Origin of the sequence: Rhodococcus sp. DK176 (assembly GCF_038447315.2) — a bacterium.
Lineage (GTDB): Bacteria > Actinomycetota > Actinomycetes > Mycobacteriales > Mycobacteriaceae > Rhodococcus_F > Rhodococcus_F jostii_A.
In genome coordinates this window covers 7,865,638-7,886,068 of record NZ_CP118321.2, presented here as the reverse complement: position 1 = coordinate 7,886,068, position 20,431 = coordinate 7,865,638, and the positions used below count along the sequence as shown (strand labels likewise).

Genomic DNA, 20,431 nt, shown 5'->3' with positions numbered 1-20,431 from the left:
CGCAGGCGTGTGAGCAGGTGGTCGGCTGGCGATATCGGCGAGTGGGGTGCTGGATCCGATGCTGGCGGGGAACGTGCGGTGGCTGGCACGCTACCGGCATCCGCGGTGCGCCGGCCGGGCCGAGATCGGGCAGCGGCTGCGGGAGGTGTTCGCGTCACCGGCGCCGCTGCTGGCGACCGCCGAGCGTGCCGGAGACCGGATCGCGGTGCTGCCAGCACTGTTGCACCTGATGTGGCAGCAGGAGCTGGTGGCCGATCTGGCGGCCGCCAGGCTGGGCCCGACCACTCTGGTGGCGACTGTGGGTTCGGTCGGTGGTGCTCGGTGAGCGGGGGATCTGCGCCTCGGCGGCCTGCGCGGTTGTCGATCGGTGATCGCGTGCGGCTGGCGGGAACGTTGCACACGGTGATCGTGGTGTCGGGAACACGAATACAGCTGGCGGACACCGGCGGTCAAGTCGCCGAGGTTGGTCTGACCGACTTATTGGCGGCCGGAGACTTCGAGGCGGTGAGTGCGCCGGCGCAGGCTCCGGTTCCCCCGTCCACGCTGTTGGACGGTGTGCCGGAAGCTGTGGCGGCGGAGGCGTTGTGGTGGGAACAGCACATCGTCGAGGTGTTGCGCGGAATCCCGCCGCAGGCCCCGGCGGGGACCAGGCCGAAACGGGAGTACGACCCGGAGCGGGTGTCGCTGACCCGCCGCGAGCAGGCCAAGGCCGCGGAGCTGACCGGGGCCGGTCGTCCGGTGACCGCGAGCGCGATCACCAAACGCCGACGCCGCTACGAAGCGCGCGGGCTGGCCGGGATGGTCGATCATCGGATCGACAAGCCCGTCACCGCGCACGGTCGGGCCGATCCGCTGGTGGTGGCGGCGCTGCAACAAGCGATCGCCGAGGCGACGCAGGAGTCCTCCCGCACGGCCACCTACCTGTTCTGGCGGACCGGCCAGATCCTGGAGGCCGCCCACGGTCCGGGGGGCCGTTCGGTTGCCGTCGCAGCGCAGCCTTTACCGGTTGCTGGAGAAGCTGGCGGTGGGCAAGCACACCACCGGATCGGCTCGCACCCGCCGGTCGCTGGCCGACCGCCCGGACGGGCCGTTCGGCGAGGCGGACGCGTGGGCGCCGGGTGAGGTGATGCAGATCGACTGCACCCCGCTGGACGTGCTGGTCCGCCTGGACGACGGCGTTACGGGCCGGATCGATTTGACCGGCATGATCGATGTCGCGACCAGGACCGTGACCGCGGCGGTGTTGCCTCCGACGACCAAGTCGGTGGACGCGAGCGTGTTGCTGGCCCGCACCGTCACGCCTGAACCGATGCGGCCGGGCTGGTCGCAGGCGCTGGCGATGTCGCGGTCGGCGCTGCCGTTCGAGCGGCTGCTGGACATCGATGCCCGTATGCAGCACGCCGCGGCCCGGCCGGTCGTCATTCCCGAGACGATCGTGGTCGACCAGGGAAAGGTGTTCATCTCCCGCAACTTCCGGGCCTCCTGCAACTTCCTGGGCATCAACTTCCAGCCCGTCCACGACGCATCCGGCTGGGAAAAGGGGCATATCGAGCGGATGCTCGGCTCGGTCGGCACGCTGTTCGCCCAGTTCGTCGCGGGCTACACCGGATTCAACGCCGAACGCCGGGGCCGCCACGTCGAGCAGCAAGCGGTGTGGTCGGTGACGGAGTTGCAGGAGCTGCTGGACGAGTGGCTCGTGGCAGCCTGGCAGAACCGGCCCCACGACGGGCTCGGCGACCCCGTCCATCCGGGACGGATGTTCAGCCCGAACGAGAAATACGCCGCGCTCATCGAAACCGCAGGCTATGTCCCGGTCGCACTGTCGGCGGACGACTACGTCGAACTGCTGCCCGCGACCCGGCGGGCGATCAACGCCTACGGCGTGAAGATCAGCCATCGCACCTACCACGACAAAGCCCTGAACCCGCTGCGGCACCAGCGATCCGGCGTGACCGACCATCGGGATCTCTGGGAGATCCATTACGACCCCTACGACCTCTCACGCGTCTGGGTCCGCAACCACTGGAAGGGCGGCTGGATCACCCTGTTCTGGAGGCACCTGCACCGCGTCGCAGCACCGTTCGGGGAACTGGCCTGGGACCACACCCACCGCGCCCTACCGGGCGCGACCGAAGAAGAAGTCGCCGACGCTGTCGCCGACCTGCTCAAACGGGCCCACCAAGGTCCTTCCGACAGTGAGGGAAAGGCCTCGGCGAAACTCACCGCCGGGTCGCCGCGCGCACCAAGGCCAGCTCACCGGCTGCCCCGATCCCACCGCGGCCCGCTGCGCGGGACAGCATCGACGAGGAACCGGACCCGGTCCGCAACAACTCGTCCGGGCGCCAAGGTGGTAGCGCTGCCGATCTTCGACCCCTGCGCCGAGGCGGACAAGCGATGGTGACCCGCACGGCCCGTCACGGATCCGATGACGAATCCGGTGATGCCGACTACGGACACCTGCAGCTGACCACGCTGGACGGGTGGCGCGGCTTCGTCGCCGAGATGCACACCGCGCCGAACCTGCTGCCCACAGCGGTGTGGACGGGCCTGGCCGAGGACAAACGCGACTACTACGACGACGATCGCATCGATCACCATTCCCGGTTGCTGGTGGTCCAGACACCCACGATCCGCCAGGTCATCGCCTCCGGTCGCCGCCTGGTCCAGCTGAACCGCAACGCCCACTCCGGGCGATGCGGCTTGATGGTGTCCGGGCCCGCCGGAACCGGTAAGACCACCGCACTGACCCAGCTCGGCAAGACCGTCGAGGTGATCCACCGGCGACGTCACCCGCACGCGGCGGACGACATTCCCCTCGTCTACATCACCATCGCGCCCGCCGCCACCCCGAAGATGATCGCGATGGAGTTCGCGCGGTTCTTCGACCTGCCGATCTCGCGGCGCGCCAACATCACCGACATCGCCGACGCGGTCTGCGGCGTGAGCCGCGACGCCCGCGTCACCCTCGTCGCAGTCGACGAACTCCATAACCTCAACACCCGCACCCGCACCCGCGCGGGCGCCGACGCATCCGACACCTTGAAATACTTCAGCGAGAGGACCCCAGCCACCTGTACATATGCCGGGATCAGCCTGGAACGCACCGGGCTGCTGTCCGGCACCCGCGGCGAGCAGATCGCCGGCCGATTCGAACATGGTCCGCACCGGTCCGTTCAGCCAGGACCAACAATGGACCGCGCTCATCGCCGCCTTGGAAGACAGTCTGCGACTACACCGGCACCGGCCTGGATCACTGCCCGAGCTCGACCGCTACCTGCACAGGCGCACCCACGCAAATGATCGGCAGCCTGCTCTGGCTGATCCGCAGCGCGGCCATCAACACCGTCCTCGACGGCACCGAGAAAATCACCACGAAGTCCCTGGACGCCGTCGACGCCGACATCACCTCCGAATCCTCGGCCCCTCCCGTCGGATAAGCGGCGAGGTCCCACATGCTGCCCCGCGATCGAGCCGAGCTGATACCGGCCCTGGGCAAGGCCGGATGGTCGGTGAACGCCATCGCCGGGGCAGCTCGGCTACAGCCCGACGACGAACCGCTCCTCCCTGACCGGACACACGAGACCCGGAGTCCGAACCGCACGCACCCGCCTGCTCACCGATGCCTGGCCGACTACAGCCGCCAGCACCTCACCGACGACCCACAGCTACGACCCACAGCTACGACCCCACGCCCTGTTCAAAGAGTTGAAAGAACTCCGATTCCAAGCCAGCAAAGCGACCTTCAACCGCGAGATGCAACAGCTCCGGCCACCCGCCGCACAGCCGGCTCCCCCGCGCCCGCTCGGGCAGTCCAGACGAGCACACGGTCGTGCTGCCACGGCCGGTCGCACCGATCACAGGGCAAACGCTGAGCTCCTACCTACCTCGGCTCGCCCGAACCAACCACCTCACCCTCACCGAGGTCCTGGCCACACTGCCGCCCTGGTTCTCCACGAAGATCAACAACCCCGACGAACTCTCCCAGCACCACATGCTCGTCCCCGCGACCACCGACGCACTATCCGCGTCACACAGGCCCCCGTACCGAGATCTTCCTTCCGAGGAGGAGACCAATCAGCGGCAAGCCCGTGCACCCGCTTACACAACAAAGGAGCGGCGTGGACATGCTCACCGATCAGCGAGCAGACAGCGCAGGCGTTGACATGGCATACGCATCGGCGAAGCCGACCATCCCACCCATCCCTGATTGACTTCGCCGGGTGCACGATGGCGGTGCGGCGATCTGCCATCTCCCCATTGCCGATCGCGCGAATACCATTGGCGCACCAAATCTTAGCAACTGATACCCGACATCGAGTCCGAAAACTCGTGCCGGCCACCGACCTCCTCCGACGCCGACAACACCCCGCCCGCCCCCCACAACAGGACGCGCGAACAGCGCCAGGACAACGACACGCCAACCACCGGCAAAGACAACATCCGACCGACGCACCCGATCACATCCATCGCCAAGCAGTTCCGCTCCCCCTCAACGGCCCGAAGACTGCTCGGTCCGGGGCGCTCGGTGCCGCGGGCGCACGTGCTCGAAGATCAGGATGGTCTCCGTCGAGGCGACCGCGGGATGCGCGCTGAGGTGGTCGAGGACGAAGCGCCTCAGCTCTTCGCTGCTCGCGGTGGCGACGTGGATGAGGTAGTCGTCGGCGCCGGCGATGAAGTACACGTTCAGCACCTCGTCGAGGGTGGCGAGTTGCTCGGCGAGCTGCCCGAGATGCTGTCTTGCGTTGGCCTGTACTCGAACTGCGATCATTGCCTGCAGGTCCCTGCCAAGGGTGGCGGGATCGATGTCGGCATGGAAGCCGCGAATCACTCCGCGATCGATCAGGGAACGCACGCGGCCCAGGCACGTCGAGGGGGCGATGCCCGCGAGGGCGGCGAGGGCGTTGTTCGGGGTACGCGCGTCGCGCGAGAGTTGATCGAGGAGGATCCGGTCGATCTCATCGATCGGCGCCCCCGTTCGAACATCATTCGATCCCGAGCCTTCGACATACGGCTCGCCTGAAACATTCTTCTTCACCGGCTCAGTCTAGAGAATTTTGTTCTCTCACCTTGGCTTCCCTGCGCCGCTTGTTCACTATTGATGCCTGTCAGTCGAATTGCTGGTCTGAACCCCGACATCCATCTCCCCCGACACCGAGATCGTCGCCCCTGGGCGTGATCGGAAAGGCTCACCATGAGCAACCCCCAGTCCCCGCCCGCGCGCCACCGCGTCGTCGTCATCGGATCTGGCTTCGGTGGGCTGTTCGCGACGAAGGCCCTCCGCCGCGCGGAGGTGGACGTCACGGTGATCGACCGCACCACCCACCACCTGTTCCAACCCCTCCTGTACCAGGTGGCCACCGGTATCCTCTCCGAAGGCGAGATCGCCCCCTCGACGCGGATGATCCTCAAGGACCAAGCCAACGCCGCCGTCCGACTCGGCGACGTCACCACCATCGACCTGACCGAACGTACGGTGACGTCCGAACACCTCGGGCAGATCACCGTCACCGGATACGACAGCCTCATCGTCTCCGCCGGGGCGCAGCAGTCCTATTTCGGCAACGACCACTTCGCCGAGCACGCACCCGGCATGAAGACGATCGACGACGCCCTCGAACTCCGCGGCCGGATCCTCGGCGCGTTCGAGCAGGCAGAGGTCACCACCGACCCGCGGGAGCGGGCACGCCTACTCACCTTCGTCGTGGTCGGTGCCGGCCCCACCGGCGTCGAGATGGCCGGCCAGATCGCCGAGCTCGCACACCGCACACTCGTCGGGGCGTACTCCAATTTCGATCCCCGGGATGCGCGGATAGTCCTGCTCGACGCCGCCTCGGCGGTACTGCCGCCGTTCGGGGACAACCTCGGTTCCGAGGCGGCGGAAACCCTCGAAAAGCTGGGCGTCGAGGTGCGGCTGGGTGCGTCGGTGACCGACGTTGACGCCGACGGACTGACCGTTCGTGATGCCGACGGCACCGAGCACCGCATCGAGTCCGTCTGCAAGGTCTGGTCCGCGGGAGTGGCAGCGAGTCCCCTCGGTCGCCGGCTCGCCGAACAGTCCGGTGCCGACATCGACCGCGCAGGCCGGGTCGCCGTCGACGAAGACCTCACCCTGCCGGGCAATCCGAATGTGTTCGTTGTCGGCGACATGATGTCGCGCGATCGTCTCCCCGGCGTCGCCCAGGTCGCGATCCAAGGGGGCCGCTACGCCGCGAAGCAGATCGCCGCCGAGGTCTGCGCCGCAGCCAAAGGACGCCCGGTACCGGAACGGAACCCCTTCCGGTACCGCGACAAAGGCGCGATGGCAACCATTTGCCGATTCAGGGCGGTCGCCAAGATCGGCGGCCTCGAGCTGACCGGTTTCCTCGCGTGGATAATGTGGCTGGCCGTGCACGTCGTCTATGTCGTCGGCTTCCGCAGCCGCCTCGCGACCCTGCTGTCGTGGGCCTGGACCTTCCTCGGTACCTGGCGCGGCCAACTGACCAACACCCACCAGCAGATCACCGCCCGCAACGCGACCGCGCAACTGCGCCACCTCGAATGCCGCATCGAGGACACGGAAGCCGACGTCGCGCGGGCGAGCTGACACGACACCGACTCCGGTCCACACGCGACCACCGCCTGGCCGCCAGCCCGCCGTCGCTACCCCGATTGCGGCCGGCGGACCTCTTTGGAAACCTCTAAGACATGATGCTGGCGAACGCCTGCGAGCTGTATCGAGACGCGGGTTTCATCGGGCAGCCGGCGGCCGCCGTCACCAGCCTCGCCTTCGTGATCGCCGGTCTCGCGGTCGTCGCGCGTCGTCCGCACAGTGCGCCGATCGTGACGTACGGCCTCCTCGTCATCGCGGTCGGCGCCGGGTCGCTGGTTGCGCACGGACCCAACCCGCCATGGCAGGCCTACGCCCACGACGTCCCGATCGCGACATTGCTAGCCTTCATCGCCGTCGACGCCGCCTCCGACCGGTTAGGCCGGCGGCTGTCGCCGGTGTGGTGGCTCGTCGTCCCGGTCGTGATGATCCCCGCGGTCGCGGCCGGCCCGACGGCCTCCACGGCCGCGCAGGCCATACTCGCCGCGGTCGCGGTGGGACTCGGTCTGGAACGCGCCCGCGTCCGTCCGCAGCTGCGGCGCACGACCATCGTCGCGGCACTGCTTCTCGCGTCCGGCGCGCTACTCGGCACGGGCAGTGTCCTGCAGGGCCACGCGCTGTGGCACGTTCTCGCCGCCGCTGGATTGTGGCGGCTCGCGCCCACGATCGGGTCCACCGCCGACACGGTCGCGGCACGGCGCTCCCAGACGGGCACCAACGGCGACTTCCGTCGACCGAGATCGTGACTGCGGCGGGTGTGGGCGCATTCGGGGGCACCGTCCCGAGGGGTGGTCACGCGGATGCCACCACTTGTGGTTTCGGCAAGCCGAACATTATGATTCGACCGTGAAAACAACGGGCTTCAGGGTGGGTGTGCGACGACGGCCGGCCGCGGTGCTGACAGCGCTTGCCACGGCGCTGATGTTGTCGGGGTGCGGCACGGGTGACGGGCCGGAAAACGACAAACCGGTGGTGTTGACCACGTTCACCGTTCTCGCCGATATCGCCGCCAACGTCGGAGGCGAGCACGTGACCGTCGAGTCGATCACCAAGGCCGGCGCGGAAATCCACGGATACGAGCCCACCCCGGGCGATATCAAGAAGGCAGCCGAGGCCGACCTGATCCTCGACAACGGGATGAACCTGGAGGCGTGGTTCGCCCAGTTCGTCGACGGCTTGGACGTCGAGCACGTGGTCGTGAGCGACGGCGTCGAGCCGATCGCCATCGGCGAGGATGCCTACGCGGGCAAACCGAATCCGCACGCCTGGATGTCACCGCTGAACGTGCAGATCTACGTCGACAACATGGTCGCCGTGTTCAGCGAACTCGATTCGGCCCATGCGGCCGACTATCGCATCAACGGCGACGCGTACAAGGCGCAGTTGCAGAAGGTGCAGGACGAGTTGGTCGCCGAGCTGGGAGCGCTGCCGGTCAACGAACGGGCGCTGGTCACGTGCGAGGGAGCGTTCTCGTATCTGGCCCGGGATGCCGGGCTGACCGAGAAGTACATCTGGCCGGTCAATGCCGAACAGCAGGCCACGCCCCAGCAGATCGCGTCGACGATCGAGTTCGTCAAGGACAACCGGGTTCCGGCGGTGTTCTGCGAATCCACGGTGTCGGATGCGCCGATGCAACGCGTCGTCGAAGCCACGGGCGCCGCGTTCGGCGGCACCCTCTACGTCGACTCCCTGTCCGAGGCGGACGGGCCCGTGCCGACGTACCTCGATCTGATCCGGCACGACGCCGACACCCTCACCTCCGCACTGAACGGGCAGCAATCATGACCACCCAGCCGACCGTCGAGGTACAGGACGTCACCGTCCACTACGGCGATGTCCTTGCGCTCGACCAGGTCTCACTTGCCCTGCAGCCCGGACGCGTCTGTGGCCTCGTCGGCATGAACGGTTCCGGAAAGTCCACTCTGTTCAAGACGATCATGGGCACGGTCAAACCCGACTCCGGCACGGTCCGCATCAACGGCACGGCGCCGGTCGCGGCACGCAAGACCGGTGTGCTGGGTTACGTTCCGCAGAGCGAGGACGTGGACTGGACGTTCCCGCTCTCGGTGCGTGACGTGGTGATGACCGGCCGCTACGGGCACATGGGGCTGACCCGGCGTCCCGGCAGCGCTGACCGCGAGGCCGTCGACCACGCCCTCGAACGCGTCGAACTGACCGAACTGGCGGACCGGCAGATCGGGCAACTGTCCGGCGGCCAGAAGAAACGCACCTTCGTCGCCCGCGGAATCGCACAGGGCGCCACCATCCTTCTCCTCGACGAACCGTTCGCCGGGGTCGACAAACGCTCCGAGGCCACCATCACCGCACTGCTGCGTGAACTCGCCGCCGCGGGTGCGGCGATCCTGGTCTCCACTCACGACCTGCACGCGCTGCCCACCCTGGCCGACGAGGCGATCCTGCTGATGCGCACCGTCCTCATGCACGGCGACCCGACGGTCGTGCTGCAACCGGAGAACCTGGCGGCCGCCTTCGGCCTCGACGTCATGACAAGGACCTGAGAATCAATGGACGTCATCGACTTCTTCGTCGACCCGTTGCGCTACGACTTCATGGTCCGCGCGCTGATCACCACCCTGATCGCCGCCGTGGTGTGCGCGGTGCTGTCGTGCTGGCTGGTTCTGATCGGCTGGTCACTGATGGGTGACGCGGTCTCGCACGCCGTTCTGCCCGGCGTCGTCCTGGCGTACATCGTCGGTGCCCCGTTCGCGATCGGCGCGGTGATCTTCGGGTTCCTGGCCGTGGCACTGATCGGGGTGGTCCGCGACACCAGCCGCGTCAAGGAGGACGCGGCGATCGGCATCGTGTTCTCCACCCTGTTCGCGCTCGGGCTGGTGCTGGTCTCGGTCACCCCGAGCCAAACCGACCTCAATCACATCATCTTCGGCAACCTGCTGGGCGTGAGCCGGTCCGACCTCGTCCAGATCGCCATACTCGGGGCCGTCGTCTTCGTCGCACTGATCGTCAAGCGCCGCGACTTCACCCTGTACGCCTTCGACCCCACCCACGCCCACGCGATCGGCCTGAACCCGCGCCTGCTCGGGGCCGCGCTCCTGGGGCTGCTGGCCCTGACGGCGGTCGTGGCCCTGCAGGCCGTCGGCGTCATCCTGGTCGTCGCGATGCTGATCATTCCCGGGGCCACCGCGTACCTGCTGACCGACAGCTTCCACCGGATGCTGGTCATCGCCCCGGCGATCTCGGCGGCCTGCGCCGTCATCGGCCTGTACCTGAGCTATCACCTCGACACGGCCAGCGGCGGCATGGTGGTGCTGTCCCAGGGCGCGGCATTCGCGCTGGTCTATCTGTTCGCACCCCAACACGGAATCGTCGGTCGCCGAATCACCGCGTCCCGGCGACGCCGGACAGCACGTGACGACCGCGGGAACACCGAGATTCACGGGGAACGCGATTGGGCGCCGGAACCGAAGTCGTAGATCTGGCGCCCGATCGCGTTGTACACCGTGACTACCGGCGGTCCATACCATTGGATAACTTATTAACCAATGATATGCTGGCTGGGTGGCATCGGTTAACGGCGGACTGTTGTGGCCCCCTGTCGCCTACGAGCAGCATCCCTGGGTCAGCACCGCCGGCGACTACGGCTCTCGGCGCGAGCGACGCCTCACTGCCGGCCCCTACCGTGCGGCAGTACCGGCGTTCATTGCCGATCAGTCCATCTCACTGAGCGGCGAGCTGCAATCGCTGACGGAGGAAGCTGCGACCGAGCTCACCCGTTTCGACGTCGAAGTCGGCCACATCACCGCCCCGTTCGCCTCCATTCTGCTCCGCACCGAGAGTGCGTCGAGCTCGGAGATCGAGAACCTCAGCAGCGGGGCGCGGCAAATTGCGCTGGCCGAACTCGGCGAGCACGCCTCCCGCAACGCCCGCCTGATCGTCGGAAACGTCCGCGCCATGCACGCCGCGTTGGAGTTGTCCGACTCCATCGACGCCGAGGCGATCCTGCAGATGCATCGCGCGCTGCTCGAAAACGGCGATCCGAACATCGCCGGTCGATGGCGGCAGCAGCAGGTCTGGATCGGCGGCGGAAGCCTCGGACCCCACACCGCGCAATTCGTCCCCCCGCACCATGACCGGGTTCCCGAACTGATCGACGACTTGATCGTCTTCGCCAACCGCGTCGATGTGCCCGTGATCGCGCAGATAGCGATCGCGCACGCGCAGTTCGAAACCATCCACCCGTTCCCGGACGGCAACGGGCGTGTCGGACGCGCCCTGATCCAGGCGATGCTGCGCGGCGGACAGCTCACCCGCAGTGTTCCCGTTCCGGTGTCCGCGGGCCTCCTACACGACACCGCAGAGTATTTCGACGCACTCGGCGAGTACCGGTCCGGGAACGTCGAGCCGATCGTCCGGTCGATCGCGGAGGCATCGTTCGGTGCGGTCGCCAACGGTCGCACCCTCGTCCAGGACCTGGAAGCGGTTCGAGCCGACTGGCGCACCCGAGTGACGGCGCGGCGCGGCGCGGCGGTACACCGGCTGGTGGACTTGCTCCTTCGCCAACCGGTCGTCGACAACAAGCTCGTCACATCGACGCTCGGGGTGACCGGCGCCAACGCGCAGATCGCGATCGACCGCCTGGTCGACGCCGGGATCCTCGCCCAGATCACCGACGGGCGACGGAACCGGATCTGGCAGGCCGAGGACGTGGTCCGGGTGCTGGACGAGTTCGCCGCCCGCGCCAAACGCCGCCGACACTGAATGCTCCGATCCCCGGCGGGTGCCGTCGAATGATCCACCGGGGGAACATGACGTGTCGCCCGCCGCCGTTTATACGCCCACACGCCGGGTATCAATACCGCGACGTCCGGAGTGAGACCGCCGAGAACGAAGGTTCCGCTGATGACACTCGTGCCCCGGGCCGCGGTCACGCTGATCGCCGCAGGCCCCCTCGCCCTGTTCCTGGCCGCTCCCGCCGCCGCGGACCCACCCGATGTGACCCTCACCGCCGCCGTGGCCGGGAGCACCGTCACGACGACGATCACGAACGACACCGGCGCGGACATCGTGTGCGGACTCGGCGGACTGCATGCGGCGGACGACATCGTGAACCCCGAATCCGTGGCGGTGTTCCACGCATCGAATGTGGTGATCGGGCCGGGACCGCGGGACTTCGTGTTCGACGCGGTGCCCGACGGCGACTACCTGATCCACTGGATCTGCAGTGAGAACGCGGGCCCCGGTGACGAGGTGTGGGGTTCGGCGCCGCTCCCGGAGACCGCGGACGCGAAGCCGGCGACGGCGGACCCTCTCCCCGTCACTGTGCGCACGGAGACGTGTTTCGGCTCGGTGTGCCTGCCACCGGGGGTGGGTCTCTGACCGGCAGCCCGTATCACCGGAGCGAATCGCGCTGTTCCCGAAGGAATTCCCGCTCGGCCACGTTCTCGGTGCGGTCGCGCGCCGCATCGTAGGCGCGCGCCGCCTCGTCGGGACGTCCGAGGCGGCGGAGCAGATCGGCCCGCACCGCGTGGTATAGGTGGTAGTTGTCGAGGTCGAGTTGGTCGACGAGGGCCAGCCCCTGCTCCGGTCCCCTGACCTCGGCCACGGCGACCGCCCGGTTCAACGCCACCACCGGACTCGCCGCCAGCGGCATCAACTGGTCGTACAGCTGCAGGATCTGCCACCAGTCGGTGTCGGCGGCCGTCGCCGCGTCGCTGTGGACGGCGTTGATCGCGGCCTGAATCTGATACTGCCCGGGCGTGTTCCGTCGCAGGCATTTCCGCACCAGCGACTGCCCCTCGGCGACGAGGTCACGATCCCACCGACTGCGGTCCTGATCGGGCAGGAGCACGAGCCGGCCGTCGCCGTCGGTGCGGGCGTCTCGCCTCGACTCGATCAGCACCATCAACGCGAGCAGCCCGGTGACCTCCGGTTCGTCGGGCATCAGCGCGGCCAGGACCCGGCCGAGGCGGATGGCCTCGGCGCACAGGTCCGCTCGCGTCAGCCAGTCCCCCGAACTGGCCGTGTATCCCTCGTTGAAGATCAGATAGACGACGGCCAGGACGGCGCGGAGGCGGTCCGGCAGATCGGCCTCGTTCGGCACCCGGTACGGGATCCGGGCGTCCCGGATCTTCCCCTTGGCCCTGACCAGGCGCTGCGCGATGGTGGGCTCGGCGACCAGGAATGCGCGCGCGATCTCCGCGGTGCCGAGCCCGCCGAGGAGGCGGAGGGTCAGCGCGACCTGGGCGGCGGGGGCCAGCGCCGGGTGGCAGCACGTGAAGATCAGGCGTAGCCGGTCGTCGTGCACGACGCCCTCCTCCACCGGTTCGTCGCGGGCGAGCAGCAGGGCGGCCTGCGCGTGGCGGTCGTGCCGGGAGGCCTCGCGCCGGAGCCGATCGATCGTGCGGCGCCGGGCGGTGGTGATGATCCATCCGGCCGGGCTCGGCGGCAGCCCGGACGACGGCCAGCGCCGCACCGCCTCGGTGAACGCATCCTGGACGGCGTCCTCGGCGATGTCGATGTCGCCGAACACCCCGACCAGGACGGACACCGCGCGACCGTGTTCTTCAACGAACACGTGTTCGATGTCGGCGGACCCGACCACGTCAGTCGCCGGCTCCGTCGTGGTGAGCGAACGGCCGGACCTCGATCGGGAGGGTCGTCGCCCGGGTGAGCTTGCGACCCCATTCGAGGGCGGCGTCCAGGTCGGGCGCCTCGACGATGGTGAATCCGCCGAGATGCTCCTTGCCCTCGGTGTACGGGCCGTCGGTGACGAGCACGTCACCGCCCCGGGCCCGCAGCACGGTCGCGGTGGTGGGGGCGCACAGTCCCCCGCTGAACACCCACGCGCCCGCGGACACCATCTCCTGGTTGAGGGCGTCGAGATCGTCGCCGATCTTCGCGAGGACGTCGGGTTCGGGAGCGGGTCCGTCGGGTTGGTACACGCTCAACAGGTACTGGGTCATCTCGGGTTCCTCCTCGGATCGGACAGCCGGCGCCTTCGGATATGGCCGGCCCTCACCTCCTATACGAACGTCACCCTTCCGAATCGACACCCTGCACGGAGAAATTTCGCCGAATGACCTCAGTTGTGCTCGGACACCAGGACGGCGCGGGTGCCCGCCTCCAGCGCTTCGAACACATGTGCGACATCGCCAGGGTAGGCGATGTAGTCACCGGGTCCGAGTTCGACCGGATCGCCCGCCACGCCGACCAGTGCGCGCCCGGCGCTGAGGATGACGTGTTCGACCACACCGGGCATGTGCGGTTCGGATTCCCGGGCCGGGCCGGGTTCGACGGCGAGGCGGTACAGATCCCGGCGCGCCGACGGCGGGCTGGACGCGACGAGAGTCGCACGGTAGTCGGACCGGTCGGACGTCAGTTCCGGCCCCTCGTCGGCCCGGATGACCTGGACGCGGGGCCGCGGCGGGTCCAGGAGTTGAGACATCTGCACGTCCAGGGCGACGCAGAGGGCCCACAGGGTTTCGACGCTCGGGTTGCCGCCCCCCGATTCGAGTTGGGACAGAGTGGATTTCGCGACCCCGGCGCGGCGGGCGACCTCGGTCAGGGACATGCCCGACCGTTCCCGTTCGCGACGCAGCGAGGGCCCGATGTAGCCCAGCGGGGACTGCCCTGCCATGGTTCCCCTTCCCGACTTCCGACTTCGTGTTCATTATTTTGGGCGCTGCGTTCGTCTTGACGAACACCGCACCATGTGTTCAGTATAGAAGTCATGCGTTCGATGAAGCGAACACTCGATGTGCGGGTCCTCCGGAACATCGCGCTGGTGTGCCTGGCCGATGGACTGGTCGGCATGTCGTACGGCGCCATCGCGGTGGGTTCGGGCCTGGACGCCTGGTTGCCCGTCGCGCTGTCGGTGCTGGTCCTCGCCGGTTCTGCGGAGTTCCTGTTCATCGGCATCGTCGCGGCAGGCGGCAGCCCGGTCGCGGCGACCATCGCCGGGCTGCTGGTGAACGCGCGGCATGTGCCGTTCGGTCTGGCGGTCGGGGACGTGCTGGGGCGCGGGCTGCGCCGCGTCCTCGGCGCTCATCTGATGAACGACGAGTCGGTGGTGTTCGCCCTCGGTGAGACGGACCCCGGCCGCAGGCGCGCCGCGTACTGGGCGTGCGGTGTGGGGATCGCGGTGTGCTGGCCGCTCGGGGCCGTGCTCGGCGCGGTGGCGGGCACGGCGATCGGCGACCCCGCCGTGCTGGGACTGGACACCATGTTCCCGGCGGTGCTGCTGGCGCTGGTGCTGCCGGCGTTGCGCGATCGGGACGTGCGGGTGCCGGTACTGGCCGGCGGTGTGATCGCCCTGGCCACTACTCCCTTCCTGCCCGCCGGGCTTCCGGTGCTGGCGGCGCTGGTCGGGTTGCTCGCGGGTGTGCGGCGGAAGGTGCTGCGGTGACCGGGCACCTCGTGCTGATCGGGTCGGTCGGGGTTCTCGCGGCAGGCACCTTCGCCTTCCGATTCACGGGCCCGGCGCTGCGGCCGCGGATCGCCACCCGGCCCTGGGTGGAGCGGACCATGGCGACGGCCGCCGTGGTTCTGCTCACCGCACTGGTCGGCACGACGGCGCTCACCGAAGGTCACGACCTCGCCGGGGTGGCGCGTCCCACCGGCATCGTCGTCGCGGGCCTACTCGCCTGGCGGAAGGCACCTTTCGTCGCCGTCGTCTTGTCCGCGGCCGCCACGTCTGCCGGATTGCGGCTCCTCGGGGTGCCGTGAGGATGCATGATCGAGGGGTGTTATTTCATCTCTGCGCCACGTGCGGCGTCGAACAGGACCCGAACACCCCGCTCCCCGACGAGTGCGCGATCTGCGCGGACGAACGCCAGTACATTCCGCTGGGCGGTCAGGAGTGGACCACCGTGGAGAAGCTGGCCGGTGCGGGGTACCGCGCGGTCGAGCACGAGGTCGAGCCGGGGCTGCACGGCCTGTACGTGGACCCGAAGACCGCGATCGGCCAGCAGTCCCTCGTGATCCGCACCCCCGCCGGGTCGCTGCTGTGGGATCCGATCGGGTTCGTCGACGACGCCGCCGTCGCCGCCGTCGCCGCGCACGGCCCGGTCCTCGCCGTCGCGGGCAGCCACCCGCACATGTTCGGCGTCCAGACGCAGTGGTCCAAGGCGCTCGGCGACGTGCCCATCCTGGTGGCCGACGCGGACCGCGGATGGCTGGCACGGTCCGACGGCCCGATCGTGTTCTGGTCCGGCACCCACGAAGTGACGCCGGGTCTGACCCTGCACCAGATCGGTGGGCACTTCCCGGGCAGCGCCGTCGCGCACTGGCGGGACGGCGCCGACGGCCGCGGGGTCCTCCTCACCGGGGACGGCGTGTTCCCCAACCCGGACCGCCGCACGGTGTCGTTCCTCCGGTCGTACCCCAACCGACTGCCGCTGTCCGCGGCGGTGGTGCGGCGCATCGCGGACCAGTTGTCGCACCTCGAATTCGACCGCATCATCGGCAACTTCGACAACGTGATCGACAACGCCGGCCGGGAGGCGCTCGAATACTCGGCCACCCGTCACTGCGCGTGGGTGACCGGGGAGTTCGATCACCTCACCTGACCGCTGACCATGACGTCCGAGGTAATGATCACGACGATCCGGCCGCCCTAGACTGGCCGCATGACCACCCTCGACGATCGGCGAACGTCGCATGTCGGCACCCATCTGCGGACGCGGCGGGAACGCCGCCGGCTCAGTCAGCTGGAACTGGCGAACCGGGCGGACATCTCGGCCGCCACGTCAGCTTCCTGGAGACCGGGCGGTCGAATCCCACCCGGGCGATGCTGCTGCGGCTCAGCGAGCATCTCGACATTCCCCTGCATCAACTACCCGGTCCCGAAGGACGCGGGTTTGCTGCTCACGTTCTAACTGGCTGTTAGAGGGGTGGCTGCTTTAGGCACGGTTGATTGGGCGGCCCGGTAGTTGGTGTGTCCGAGTGCGGCAATGTTGGCGGCGGCGTTATGGTCGGCGTGGCCGGTCCATCCGCAGCCGCGGCACCGGAAGAGTGCTTGACTGTGCCTGTTCGCGGTGTCGCAGTGCCCGCACTGGTGGCATGTTTTACTGGTGTTGCGCGGGTTGACCACCTGTACCGGCAGTCCTGCGGCTTGCGCCTTGTAGGTGATCTGGTCACGCAGTTGCGCGTATGCCCAGGAGTGCAGTTGTTGCCGTTGTCTGCGTGCGAGCCGTACCCGGTCCCGGATCCCCGACAGGTCTTCTACCGCGATTCCTTGACCGGTGCGTTGTGCTTGGGCAACAATCGTTTTCGAGAGTTGGTGATTGATGTCGGTGGCGTACCGAGTCTCCTTCCTACGCCGCTTCTTCAGTTTCCGTTTCGCGGACTTGGTCCCCACCTTCTGCAGCGCGGACCGCATGGTTTCGTTCTTTTTCCGGCGGGCGGTGACCGCACCACCGGACCACCGGACGTCGAGTTCGGCCGGGTCATCTGCGGTGGTCACCGCCAGGTTCACGATCCCCAAGTCCACGCCCAGCCACCCGTTGGGGTCGTCCGCGGGGACCAGCTGATCCGGTGCGTCGGTGTCGACGTTGGCGTGCAGGTAGAAAGATCCGTCGCGGAAAATCAGATCCGACTCGCCTTTGCGGTCGGCGAGCATTTTCAGCTGCCACGGCGCGCACACGAATCCGACGTTGCGCATCCGGCCCTCGGTCGTCCAGATCGACACCGTCGATCGATCGATCTGCCACGACAAACACCGATCGTCGAACGGTTGGCCCGCGTCCTCGCGGAACACGATCGCCTTACCTGCCACCTTCGCATACCGTTTCGATCCTGGCGTGCCGTAATTCCCGTTAAGCAGGTTCGCCTTCCGGGTCGCGTACGCATCCGCGACTTTCTTGAGGACCCGGATCGCCGGTTGCGCCGACAACCCGCGCGCTTTGAGCTGGGCATAGACCTGCTTTTGCAGCGCGAACGGGCGTCGATCAGTGGCGGTGTGCGCGAACTGCGAAACCATGTTCGCCCCCGCGTTGCACAACTCCAGCGTCGATTTCAGCGCCACATACTGCCCCGGGGTGGGAGCCAGCTTCACGACAACGATCCGCTTCACACCCTGCGCCTTTCCCTGCTGAGGCCCATTGGTCTATGTCACCGGCAGATCATGGCAGAGGTGTGTGACAAGTTCGGCGCAACGTTGACCGAGTTCAACGGAGAAACCGACCACGTCCACCTATTGATCCACTTCCCACCCACCGTGCAACTCTCCACCCTGGTCAATAGCCTCGAGGGCGTCTCCGCTCGATACCTGCGCCAAGAGTTCCCCGACCACATCCGGAAATACCTGTGGCGCAATCACTTCTGGTCACCGTCCCACTTCGCCGCCTCCGCAGGTGGACGCCCACTCGCCATCATCGCCGAGTACATCACTAACCAAAAACGACCAGAACCCACGAAAGAAAGCGACCCCGCTACGGCGCTCGCGCAGACAGAATCAGCTTCCTCCCGGCCCTGAAGGGCCAGGCTTCCTCTGTTTAATCCGGTGAGCGCAATTCGCTGCTCCTCGCGGGCGGTTTCGCGCCCGCCTTCCCGGAGCATCGACTGTCGGATGTGCCGATGGCGTCGATCGCCGATGCCATCGGGAAGATCCTCACCGCGCATTCTCCGTACCCGGCGGTGGTCGTCGACCGGCACTGGAACATGGTGGACGCCAACGACGCGGTCGCGGTGCTGACCGAGGGGTGCGCCGCGGAATTGCTCGAGCCGCCCGTGAACGTCCTGCGATTGAGCCTGCACCCGGACGGCATGGCACCGCGCATCCTGGACCTGGCGCAGTGGCGGGGGCATCTCCTGCACCGGCTGCGGCATCAGATCGCGGTCACCGGCGACGACGGACTGCGTGACCTGCTGCGGGAGTTGGAGGGCTACCCCGGTGGCACAGTCGGCAGCGCCGAACTGCCGGGGTCGCTCGTCGTGCCGTTGCGGATCCGGCACCACGAGACGGTGCTGGCGTTCCTCAGCACGACCACGATGTTCGGCACTCCCCTCGACGTGACGGTCGCGGAGCTGGCCATCGAATCGTTCTTCCCCGCCGACGCGGTGACAGCGGCTACCCTCCGCAGTAGCGTGAGCAGCGACTGAGGAGGTAGGTCTGATGGACTTGACAGCAATTGGTGTCGGTTTCGGCTACGTGGTCGTAGTCCTCACCATTCTTGTCGTCGTGGTCGGGGTGTCGGCACTGTTCGTGTTCTCGATCAAATCGGATTTCATTCCGCCGGAATCGCCGGGGACTCCCACGGGGCGGAAGCGGATCGGCCGGGCGGAATAGCCGCGTACGCACCGGAAGGCGGGCGGTTCCTCACGGAGGGCTGCCCGCCTTCGCGTCGGCACTCGGCCGCCGGTTTCTGGATCGATTCCGCTGTGCGGGCCGGGGGAAGCAACGCTTACTGAGACGCTCGGGAACAAGGCGACTACCGTGACAGGAGTCGCCTATTTATCGAGGAGCACGGAATGAGTATCAAGTCGGTAGAGTCACGCCGCCATCGCGTCGTGGTCATTGGATCCGGCTTCGGTGGGTTGTTCGGCACACAGGCGCTGAAGAATGCCGATGTCGACATCACCATGATCGCGCGCACCACCCACCATCTGTTCCAGCCGTTGCTGTACCAGGTGGCGACCGGCATTCTCTCCGTCGGCGACATCGCTCCCGCCACCCGGCTGGTTCTGCGCAAGCAGAAGAACACCAAGGTCCTGCTCGGCGATGTCGACAAGATCGATCTCGAGGCGAAGACGATCACGTCCCGGTTCCTGGACCGGACCACCGTCACCCCGTACGACAGCCTGATCGTCGCGGCGGGCGCAGGCCAGTCCTACTTCGGCAACGATCATTTCTCCGAGTTCGCGCCGGGCATGAAGACGATCGACGACGCCCTCGAACTGCGCGGCCGCATCCTGGGCGCCTTCGAGCAGGCCGAATTGTCGAGCGATCCCGCCGAACGCGCCCGGCTGCTGACGTTCGTCGTCGTCGGCGCCGGTCCGACCGGTGTCGAGCTCGCCGGCCAGATCGCGGAACTGTCGCGGCGCACCCTGTCGGGGGCGTTCCGCAACATCGATCCCCGTGAGGCGCGCGTGATCCTGCTGGACGGCGCGGACGACGTGCTGCCCGTCTACGGCGGCAAGCTGAGCCGCAAGGCCCGCCAGCAGCTGGAGAAGCTCGGCATCGAGATCCAGCTGGGGGCGATGGTCGTCGACGTCGATGTGGACGGCCTCGTCGTCAAGGACAAGGACGGCACGCAGCGCCGGATCGAGTCGCAGTGCAAGGTGTGGTCGGCCGGTGTGCAGGCGAGCCCGCTGGGCAAGCAGATCGCGGAGCAGTCGGACGCCGAGATCGACCGGGCCGGTCGCGTCCTGGTGAAGCCGGACCTGTCGGTGCCCGGCCACCCCGAGGTGTTTGTGATCGGCGACATGATGGCGCTCGACAAGTTGCCGGGTCTGGCGCAGGTCGCGATGCAGGGCGGCAAGTACGCGGCCAAGCAGATCCAGGCGGGACTGAGTGGTCACAAGCCGGAGGACCGGCCGCCGTTCAAGTACTTCGACAAGGGCAGCATGGCCACCATCTCGCGGTTCAGTGCGGTGGCGAAGGTCGGGAAGCTCGAGATCAGCGGGTTCATCGGCTGGGTGGCCTGGCTGGCGATCCACCTGATGTACCTGGTCGGGTTCCGCAGCCGGCTGTCGACTCTGCTGTCGTGGACGGTGACGTTCCTCGGCCGCGGGCGCGCGCAGATGGCGTCCACGGAGCAGTGGGTGTTCGCCCGCAACGCGATGGAGCAGCTGGAGCGGCACGAGCGGGAGAAAGAGGCCGCCGAGAAGTCGTCCGGCGGCGCGCAGCGCAAAGCCGCGGGGTGACGC

At 67.7% G+C, this 20,431-nt stretch carries 22 protein-coding genes and 3 pseudogenes; 20 read left to right on the top strand and 5 right to left on the bottom strand.

Features of this window, described 5'->3' with window-relative positions; genetic code table 11:
* Positions 1–58 precede the first annotated feature (58 nt).
* Genes PSR88_RS36805 through PSR88_RS36785 form a run of 5 tightly spaced genes read left to right on the top strand, consistent with a single transcriptional unit; the run spans position 59 to position 3,437 of the window.
* Positions 59–325 (top strand): hypothetical protein, encoded by a 267-nt coding sequence (locus tag PSR88_RS36805; protein WP_020476878.1) that lies wholly within the window; start codon positions 59–61, stop codon positions 323–325.
* Positions 322–1,122, top strand: coding sequence for a hypothetical protein (locus tag PSR88_RS36800; RefSeq protein WP_202801325.1), 801 nt, complete (start codon positions 322–324; stop codon positions 1,120–1,122). Before PSR88_RS36805 ends, PSR88_RS36800 begins: the two co-directional genes overlap by 4 nt.
* Entirely contained in the window at positions 1,007–2,401 is a 1,395-nt protein-coding gene (locus PSR88_RS36795; protein WP_342338894.1) for a Mu transposase C-terminal domain-containing protein, read from the top strand. Before PSR88_RS36800 ends, PSR88_RS36795 begins: the two co-directional genes overlap by 116 nt.
* Positions 2,395–3,300, top strand: coding sequence for an ATP-binding protein (locus PSR88_RS36790; RefSeq protein ID WP_342338893.1), 906 nt, complete (start codon positions 2,395–2,397; stop codon positions 3,298–3,300). Before PSR88_RS36795 ends, PSR88_RS36790 begins: the two co-directional genes overlap by 7 nt.
* Positions 3,297–3,437, top strand: a complete 141-nt coding sequence (locus tag PSR88_RS36785; RefSeq protein WP_167540914.1) for a hypothetical protein — start codon at positions 3,297–3,299, stop codon at positions 3,435–3,437. Before PSR88_RS36790 ends, PSR88_RS36785 begins: the two co-directional genes overlap by 4 nt.
* 1,052 nt (positions 3,438–4,489) lie before the next feature.
* Here the strand turns inward: PSR88_RS36785 and PSR88_RS36780 are convergent.
* A complete protein-coding gene (locus PSR88_RS36780; protein WP_011598942.1) occupies positions 4,490–5,035 on the bottom strand; it encodes an Lrp/AsnC family transcriptional regulator in 546 nt (181 codons plus the stop codon).
* Positions 5,036–5,191: 156 nt separating this feature from the next.
* Here PSR88_RS36780 and PSR88_RS36775 point away from each other — a divergent pair, with 156 nt between their 5' ends.
* The 7 genes from PSR88_RS36775 (at position 5,192) to PSR88_RS36745 (ending at position 11,941) form a co-directional block, all read left to right on the top strand.
* Entirely contained in the window at positions 5,192–6,583 is a 1,392-nt protein-coding gene (locus tag PSR88_RS36775; RefSeq protein WP_011598941.1) for an NAD(P)/FAD-dependent oxidoreductase, read from the top strand.
* Positions 6,584–6,684: 101 nt separating this feature from the next.
* Positions 6,685–7,332 (top strand): hypothetical protein, encoded by a 648-nt coding sequence (locus PSR88_RS36770; RefSeq protein WP_011598940.1) that lies wholly within the window; start codon positions 6,685–6,687, stop codon positions 7,330–7,332.
* Positions 7,333–7,507: 175 nt separating this feature from the next.
* Complete coding sequence (locus tag PSR88_RS36765; RefSeq protein ID WP_192815037.1) at positions 7,508–8,371, top strand: metal ABC transporter substrate-binding protein; 864 nt, start codon at positions 7,508–7,510, stop codon at positions 8,369–8,371.
* Positions 8,368–9,105, top strand: a complete 738-nt coding sequence (locus PSR88_RS36760) for a metal ABC transporter ATP-binding protein (protein ID WP_011598938.1) — start codon at positions 8,368–8,370, stop codon at positions 9,103–9,105. The genes PSR88_RS36765 and PSR88_RS36760 overlap by 4 nt, the downstream gene beginning before the upstream one ends.
* A gap of 6 nt (positions 9,106–9,111) precedes the next feature.
* Complete coding sequence (locus tag PSR88_RS36755; RefSeq protein ID WP_011598937.1) at positions 9,112–10,038, top strand: metal ABC transporter permease; 927 nt, start codon at positions 9,112–9,114, stop codon at positions 10,036–10,038.
* Positions 10,039–10,123: 85 nt separating this feature from the next.
* Entirely contained in the window at positions 10,124–11,323 is a 1,200-nt protein-coding gene (locus PSR88_RS36750; RefSeq protein WP_016880362.1) for a Fic family protein, read from the top strand.
* 141 nt (positions 11,324–11,464) lie between these two features.
* On the top strand, positions 11,465–11,941 hold the full coding sequence (locus PSR88_RS36745) for a hypothetical protein (RefSeq protein ID WP_016880361.1): 477 nt from the start codon (positions 11,465–11,467) through the stop codon (positions 11,939–11,941).
* Between the two features lie 13 nt (positions 11,942–11,954).
* Here PSR88_RS36745 and PSR88_RS36740 read toward each other — a convergent pair whose 3' ends face one another.
* The 3 genes from PSR88_RS36740 to PSR88_RS36730 all read right to left on the bottom strand — a co-directional run bounded on the left by PSR88_RS36740 (position 11,955) and on the right by PSR88_RS36730 (position 14,201).
* Entirely contained in the window at positions 11,955–13,166 is a 1,212-nt protein-coding gene (locus tag PSR88_RS36740) for an RNA polymerase sigma factor (protein WP_011598934.1), read from the bottom strand.
* A 1-nt stretch (position 13,167) separates the two neighbouring features.
* Positions 13,168–13,527 carry a YciI family protein gene (locus PSR88_RS36735; RefSeq protein WP_005255108.1) on the bottom strand — a complete coding sequence of 120 codons (360 nt, stop codon included), beginning with the start codon at positions 13,525–13,527 and terminating at the stop codon, positions 13,168–13,170.
* A gap of 119 nt (positions 13,528–13,646) precedes the next feature.
* Positions 13,647–14,201: a helix-turn-helix domain-containing protein gene (locus PSR88_RS36730; protein WP_011598933.1), complete on the bottom strand. Its 555-nt coding sequence runs from the start codon at positions 14,199–14,201 to the stop codon at positions 13,647–13,649.
* A gap of 93 nt (positions 14,202–14,294) precedes the next feature.
* Between PSR88_RS36730 and PSR88_RS36725 the strand changes: the two genes are divergently transcribed.
* The 4 genes and pseudogenes from PSR88_RS36725 to PSR88_RS36710 form a co-directional block, all read left to right on the top strand.
* The gene (locus PSR88_RS36725; RefSeq protein ID WP_011598932.1) at positions 14,295–14,969 is read left to right on the top strand and encodes an AzlC family ABC transporter permease; all 675 of its coding nucleotides are present in this window, start codon (positions 14,295–14,297) and stop codon (positions 14,967–14,969) included.
* The gene (locus PSR88_RS36720) at positions 14,966–15,289 is read left to right on the top strand and encodes an AzlD domain-containing protein (RefSeq protein WP_011598931.1); all 324 of its coding nucleotides are present in this window, start codon (positions 14,966–14,968) and stop codon (positions 15,287–15,289) included. Before PSR88_RS36725 ends, PSR88_RS36720 begins: the two co-directional genes overlap by 4 nt.
* A gap of 17 nt (positions 15,290–15,306) precedes the next feature.
* Positions 15,307–16,131, top strand: coding sequence for an MBL fold metallo-hydrolase (locus PSR88_RS36715; protein ID WP_016880360.1), 825 nt, complete (start codon positions 15,307–15,309; stop codon positions 16,129–16,131).
* Positions 16,132–16,191: 60 nt separating this feature from the next.
* A pseudogene (locus PSR88_RS36710) lies at positions 16,192–16,397 on the top strand (helix-turn-helix domain-containing protein); the annotation flags it as partial.
* A gap of 39 nt (positions 16,398–16,436) precedes the next feature.
* Here PSR88_RS36710 and PSR88_RS36705 read toward each other — a convergent pair.
* Positions 16,437–17,636 carry an RNA-guided endonuclease InsQ/TnpB family protein gene (locus PSR88_RS36705; RefSeq protein ID WP_011598929.1) on the bottom strand — a complete coding sequence of 400 codons (1,200 nt, stop codon included), beginning with the start codon at positions 17,634–17,636 and terminating at the stop codon, positions 16,437–16,439.
* Between the two features lie 45 nt (positions 17,637–17,681).
* Here PSR88_RS36705 and tnpA point away from each other — a divergent pair.
* From tnpA to PSR88_RS36685, 4 genes and pseudogenes are all read left to right on the top strand, one after another.
* A pseudogene (gene tnpA / locus PSR88_RS36700) lies at positions 17,682–18,038 on the top strand (IS200/IS605 family transposase); the annotation flags it as partial.
* Between the two features lie 29 nt (positions 18,039–18,067).
* Positions 18,068–18,664, top strand: a pseudogene (locus PSR88_RS36695) (transcriptional regulator); the annotation flags it as partial.
* Positions 18,665–18,677: 13 nt separating this feature from the next.
* On the top strand, positions 18,678–18,851 hold the full coding sequence (locus tag PSR88_RS36690) for a hypothetical protein (RefSeq protein WP_009480519.1): 174 nt from the start codon (positions 18,678–18,680) through the stop codon (positions 18,849–18,851).
* A 182-nt stretch (positions 18,852–19,033) separates the two neighbouring features.
* Complete coding sequence (locus PSR88_RS36685) at positions 19,034–20,428, top strand: NAD(P)/FAD-dependent oxidoreductase (protein WP_011598925.1); 1,395 nt, start codon at positions 19,034–19,036, stop codon at positions 20,426–20,428.
* Positions 20,429–20,431: the final 3 nt, after the last annotated feature.